Origin of the sequence: Neobacillus drentensis, from assembly GCF_036966985.1 — a bacterium.
Taxonomy (GTDB): Bacteria; Bacillota; Bacilli; order Bacillales; family Cytobacillaceae; genus Neobacillus; species Neobacillus drentensis_E.
The window spans coordinates 1-4,218 of the sequence record NZ_JBALSN010000216.1; the positions used below are offsets into that span (position 1 = coordinate 1).

6 protein-coding genes are annotated in these 4,218 nt (G+C 38.9%); 1 reads left to right on the plus strand and 5 read right to left on the minus strand.

The window, feature by feature from the left end; genetic code table 11:
- From V7659_RS14800 to deoD, 3 genes are all read right to left on the minus strand, one after another.
- A partial coding sequence (locus tag V7659_RS14800) for a heavy-metal-associated domain-containing protein (RefSeq protein WP_335540653.1) occupies positions 1 to 141 on the minus strand: 141 nt, incomplete at its 3' end.
- A 22-nt stretch (positions 142 to 163) separates the two neighbouring features.
- The gene (locus V7659_RS14805; RefSeq protein WP_335540650.1) at positions 164 to 2,353 is read right to left on the minus strand and encodes a heavy metal translocating P-type ATPase; all 2,190 of its coding nucleotides are present in this window, start codon (positions 2,351 to 2,353) and stop codon (positions 164 to 166) included.
- Between the two features lie 222 nt (positions 2,354 to 2,575).
- Positions 2,576 to 3,280: a purine-nucleoside phosphorylase gene (gene deoD, locus V7659_RS14810; RefSeq protein ID WP_144547236.1), complete on the minus strand. Its 705-nt coding sequence runs from the start codon at positions 3,278 to 3,280 to the stop codon at positions 2,576 to 2,578.
- Between the two features lie 161 nt (positions 3,281 to 3,441).
- Here deoD and V7659_RS14815 point away from each other — a divergent pair, with 161 nt between their 5' ends.
- Positions 3,442 to 3,570: a hypothetical protein gene (locus tag V7659_RS14815; RefSeq protein ID WP_098575029.1), complete on the plus strand. Its 129-nt coding sequence runs from the start codon at positions 3,442 to 3,444 to the stop codon at positions 3,568 to 3,570.
- Positions 3,571 to 3,637: 67 nt separating this feature from the next.
- Here the strand turns inward: V7659_RS14815 and V7659_RS14820 are convergent, their stop codons facing one another.
- Together V7659_RS14820 and V7659_RS14825 are read right to left on the minus strand one after the other, a co-directional pair.
- On the minus strand, positions 3,638 to 3,949 hold the full coding sequence (locus V7659_RS14820; protein WP_335540651.1) for a YodL domain-containing protein: 312 nt from the start codon (positions 3,947 to 3,949) through the stop codon (positions 3,638 to 3,640).
- A gap of 39 nt (positions 3,950 to 3,988) precedes the next feature.
- Positions 3,989 to 4,218 (minus strand): hypothetical protein (locus V7659_RS14825; RefSeq protein ID WP_335540652.1); only part of this gene is annotated, 230 nt, incomplete at its 5' end.

The window sequence follows — 4,218 nt, forward strand, 5'->3', positions numbered from 1 at the left end:
ATCATGACCTACCTCAACTTTGCCATCCTTTAGTGAAACATTTACTTCGCTTACCCCTTCAACATCTAGAAGAGCTGTTTTGACTGCTTTTTCGCAATGTCCGCACGTCATTCCTGAAACCTGTAATGTTGTTTTCTCCATGACAACTACCTCACTTTTTTATTTATATATTCATTCTCTTCAATCGAAGGGAATTAGACACAACTGATACTGAACTAAATGCCATGGCTGCACCAGCAACCCATGGGGCCAACAAGCCTAGGGCCGCTATCGGTATTCCCCCTGTATTGTATACAAGAGCCCAAAACAAGTTTTGACGTATATTATGCATCGTTTTTTTACTTAAAGCCATTGCTTTTGGAATCAAGGTTAATTCTCCGCCAAGAATTGTTATATCAGCTGCTTCAATAGCCACATCTGTTCCAGTACCGATTGCAATTCCAATATCAGCAACAGCAAGTGCTGGGGCATCATTAATGCCATCACCAACCATCGCCACTTTAAGTCCTTTTGCCTGTAATTCTTTCACATGATTAGCCTTTTCCTCTGGCAGTACTTCGGCAATGACATGTGTGATTCCTACTTGATGTGCAATCGCCTTAGCGGTCCGCTCATTGTCACCAGTTAACATAAACACATCAATACCTAAATGAAGTAATTGCTGCACGGCTAATTTGGCTGTTTCTTTCACTGTATCAGCTACAGCAACCACACCGACGATAGTAGAATTTATAGCAATAAACATGGCTGTTTTTCCTTCGTTTTCTAGACGAGACAGATCTTTTTCTCCCGTTAAGCTGGAAATATTTTTAAGATTCATTAACTTTCGAGTGCCCACGAAAATTTCATCATCGCCAATTTTCGCTTCAATTCCATACCCTGGTACAGCTTTAAACCGTTTAACAGGAAGAGTACTTGATCTTTTTTCGATCCCATATTTTACAATTGCTTCTGCTAATGGATGTTCTGAAGACTTCTCAGCGGATACAAGATATTGGAGGACTTTTTTCTCCTCCTCATATGCAATAAAATCAGTCACCATAGGTTGTCCTTTTGTAATTGTGCCGGTTTTATCGAGGATGAGGGCATTGATTTTATGAGCTGTTTCTAAATGTTCTCCGCCTTTAAAGAGAATTCCCATTTCGGCTCCTTTCCCAGTTCCGACCATGATGGATGTCGGTGTCGCCAGGCCGAGTGCACATGGACAGGCAATCACGAGAACAGCTATTGCTGTTTCAAGTGCGGAAGAAAACTCACCAGGGCGGACAAAGAAATACCAGATCAATAAGGTAATCAGCGAAATAGCAACAACAATTGGAACAAAATATCCTGAAATGGTATCAGCGACACGTTGAATTGGGGCTTTGCTGCCTTGCGCTTCTTCGACAATTTTTATTATTCCGGCAAGTGCCGTGTCTTTACCCACTTTCACTGCTTTTATTGTCAATGTTCCATTTTTATTGATGGTCGAACCTATGACTGTATCGCCCACAGCTTTTTCGACCGGGATCGATTCACCAGTTATCATGGATTCATCAACAGATGATTGCCCTAAAGTTACTTCACCGTCAACGGGAATTTTTTCACCTGGTTTCACCAATAAAAGATCGGAAACCTTCACTTCTTCAATAGGGATTTGCCATTGCTTTCCATCTCTGATCACAGTAGCTTCCTTTGCTTGGAGACTTAGCAATTTAGAAATGGCAATCGTAGTTTTCCCCTTTGCAATCGTTTCAAATAACTTTCCTAAAAGAATTAAAGTAATCAGCACGGCGCTAGTTTCAAAATAAAGATGCGGCATATAGGCCCGGTTTCCAATTGTTTTCACTCCTTCAGCAAGACTATAAAAATAGGCCGCAGAAGTTCCTAGAGTCACAAGAACATCCATATTTGCACTTTTATTTTTTAATGCTTTAAAAGCACCCACATAAAATTGCCCGCCAATATAAAACTGCACAGGGGTTGCCAAAAGCAATTGAAACCAAGGATTCATCAATAAGTGCGGCATTGCCAATCCTAGATTCACTGGAATATGAGCAAGCATCGTATATAAAAGTGGAATGGACAGAATGACCGAAAGTAGAAACTTCCGTTTTTTCCGCTGCAATTCCTCTTCTTTATATTGCTGCTTTTGTTCCGCTTCATCAAATCGTGCACCGTAGCCAAGTTTTTCTATTTTAGCAATAATATCATTACTTGAAACTCGTTCAGTATCAAAAGAAATAGCGGCAGTCTCCATGGCCAAATTGACATTTGCTTGTACACCGTCCATTTTATTTAGAACCTTTTCAATTCTAGTAGAACAGGCCGCACATGTCATTCCAGTAATATCTAATTTGAGCTGCTCTTTCATTTTAATCACCTCTAATACTATATACAATACCCCCGGAACCTATATTTCGTCAAAGGAATAATTTCAAAATCATACTATTTTAATTTAAGTCTAATTTAAAGGCATTTCGATGATATTTATCACAGAGAAGTATGTTTTTTATTAATTCTCCATTTTGGTAGTGAGTTCCTGTTATCTAAATAAATTTAAAGCCTCATCCTATATGGAAGAGGCTTGTGATAATTATTCCTTTATAGCTGCTTCTAATGCTACTTCGATCATATCGTTAAAAGTTAGCTGTCTTTCTTCAGCTGTCGTTTCTTCGCCTGTTAGAATGTGATCACTAACAGTTAGAACCGAAAGTGCTTTACGGTCAAATTTAGCGGCCAAAGTATAAAGTGCTGTCGTTTCCATTTCAATCGCAAGAATTTGGTACTTAGCCCACTTTTCCAACTCTGCATTATCATTGTAAAACGAATCTGCTGTGAAAATATTTCCTACTTTCAAGTTAAGCCCTTTCGCTACCCCAGCATCATATGCCTTCCGAAGTAAATCAAAGTTTGCTGTAGGGGCAAAATCGACATGACCAAAGGTAAGTCGGTTCATATTTGAATCGGTTGAGCTAGTCATAGCCAGAATAACATCACGAACCTTTACATCTTTTTGAATAGCTCCACAAGTTCCTACCCGAATTAGATTTTGGACATTATAGCTTTGCATCAATTCATTTATATAAATTGAGATGGAGGGTACGCCCATTCCAGTTCCTTGAACAGAAATTCGCTTTCCTTTATAGGTCCCTGTAAAACCAAACATATTCCGGACTTCATTGTAACATTTTGCATCTTCTAAAAAGTTTTCTGCAATATATTTTGCCCTAAGCGGATCTCCTGGCAGTAATACCGTCTCTGCTATTTCGTTTTCTTTTGCACCGATATGTACACTCATTTTAAAATCCTCCAATCAAGAACTGCGCACAGAATTTAATGATTAAAACTGTATCATTGACAATATATCATAAACATTTTCCAATGAAAAACTCTGCAATGAAATAGACATGAATTTTTTAATTTGTGGGATGCTATTTTTAGATTGGAGGGAGATTATTAATGGGTAAAAAACATCGAAGCCGTATTAATTCACCGAAGAAAAATAACCATATCCCTGCTGAGGCAATCGTAGCTGAACACGAAGCACATGCAAAAGAGCACAATGCAACAGGCGGTCGAAAACATTAAAAAAAGCGGGATGATTCGTTTAGCCTCGTAAAATAAACCTAAGGAATTGTCCTTAGGTTTTTTAGATTTATAGGAGAACGATTCTGTTTATAGGAAACCATCCACCAGGTTTTAATTGATAATAATGCTGGCCGCCGCGGCCTTCATCAATTAAAACGATATCTCCAGTGGAGAGAAATCTGCCTTTATAATTTGCAGGAATTCTATCGGTCACATTAAAGCGGCTAAAGGTTTCCTCTAAGCACTGTTTACGGCTGGATGCTGGAACCATGGTTCGATAAACCTCTTTATGACCCTTATGTTCTCGATACCTTGGAGTTTGAAAGATCGTTACATCATATTGCATACTAGCTCTTTTTGTTAATACCTTGATCATCATGAACCTCCAATTATTAGAATTTAATGTCTATTCTAATAATTAGCGATAGCGCTTGTCGATTCCTCCATTTAACTCCCACTTTTTTTGTCGAATAACACTTTTTTCTATCCAGACAGGATGTTTCTTGTGAAAATTTAGCGAATCAAGTTTGAACGTAAGAAAAGCGCAAGCGCCCTGTTTAGCGGCGTATGGACTGGAGCGCTCCAACTGAGATAAAGGAAACACGAAGAGCCGAAAGCGATTCGATGTTGACTTATCGTAGGGCGGAG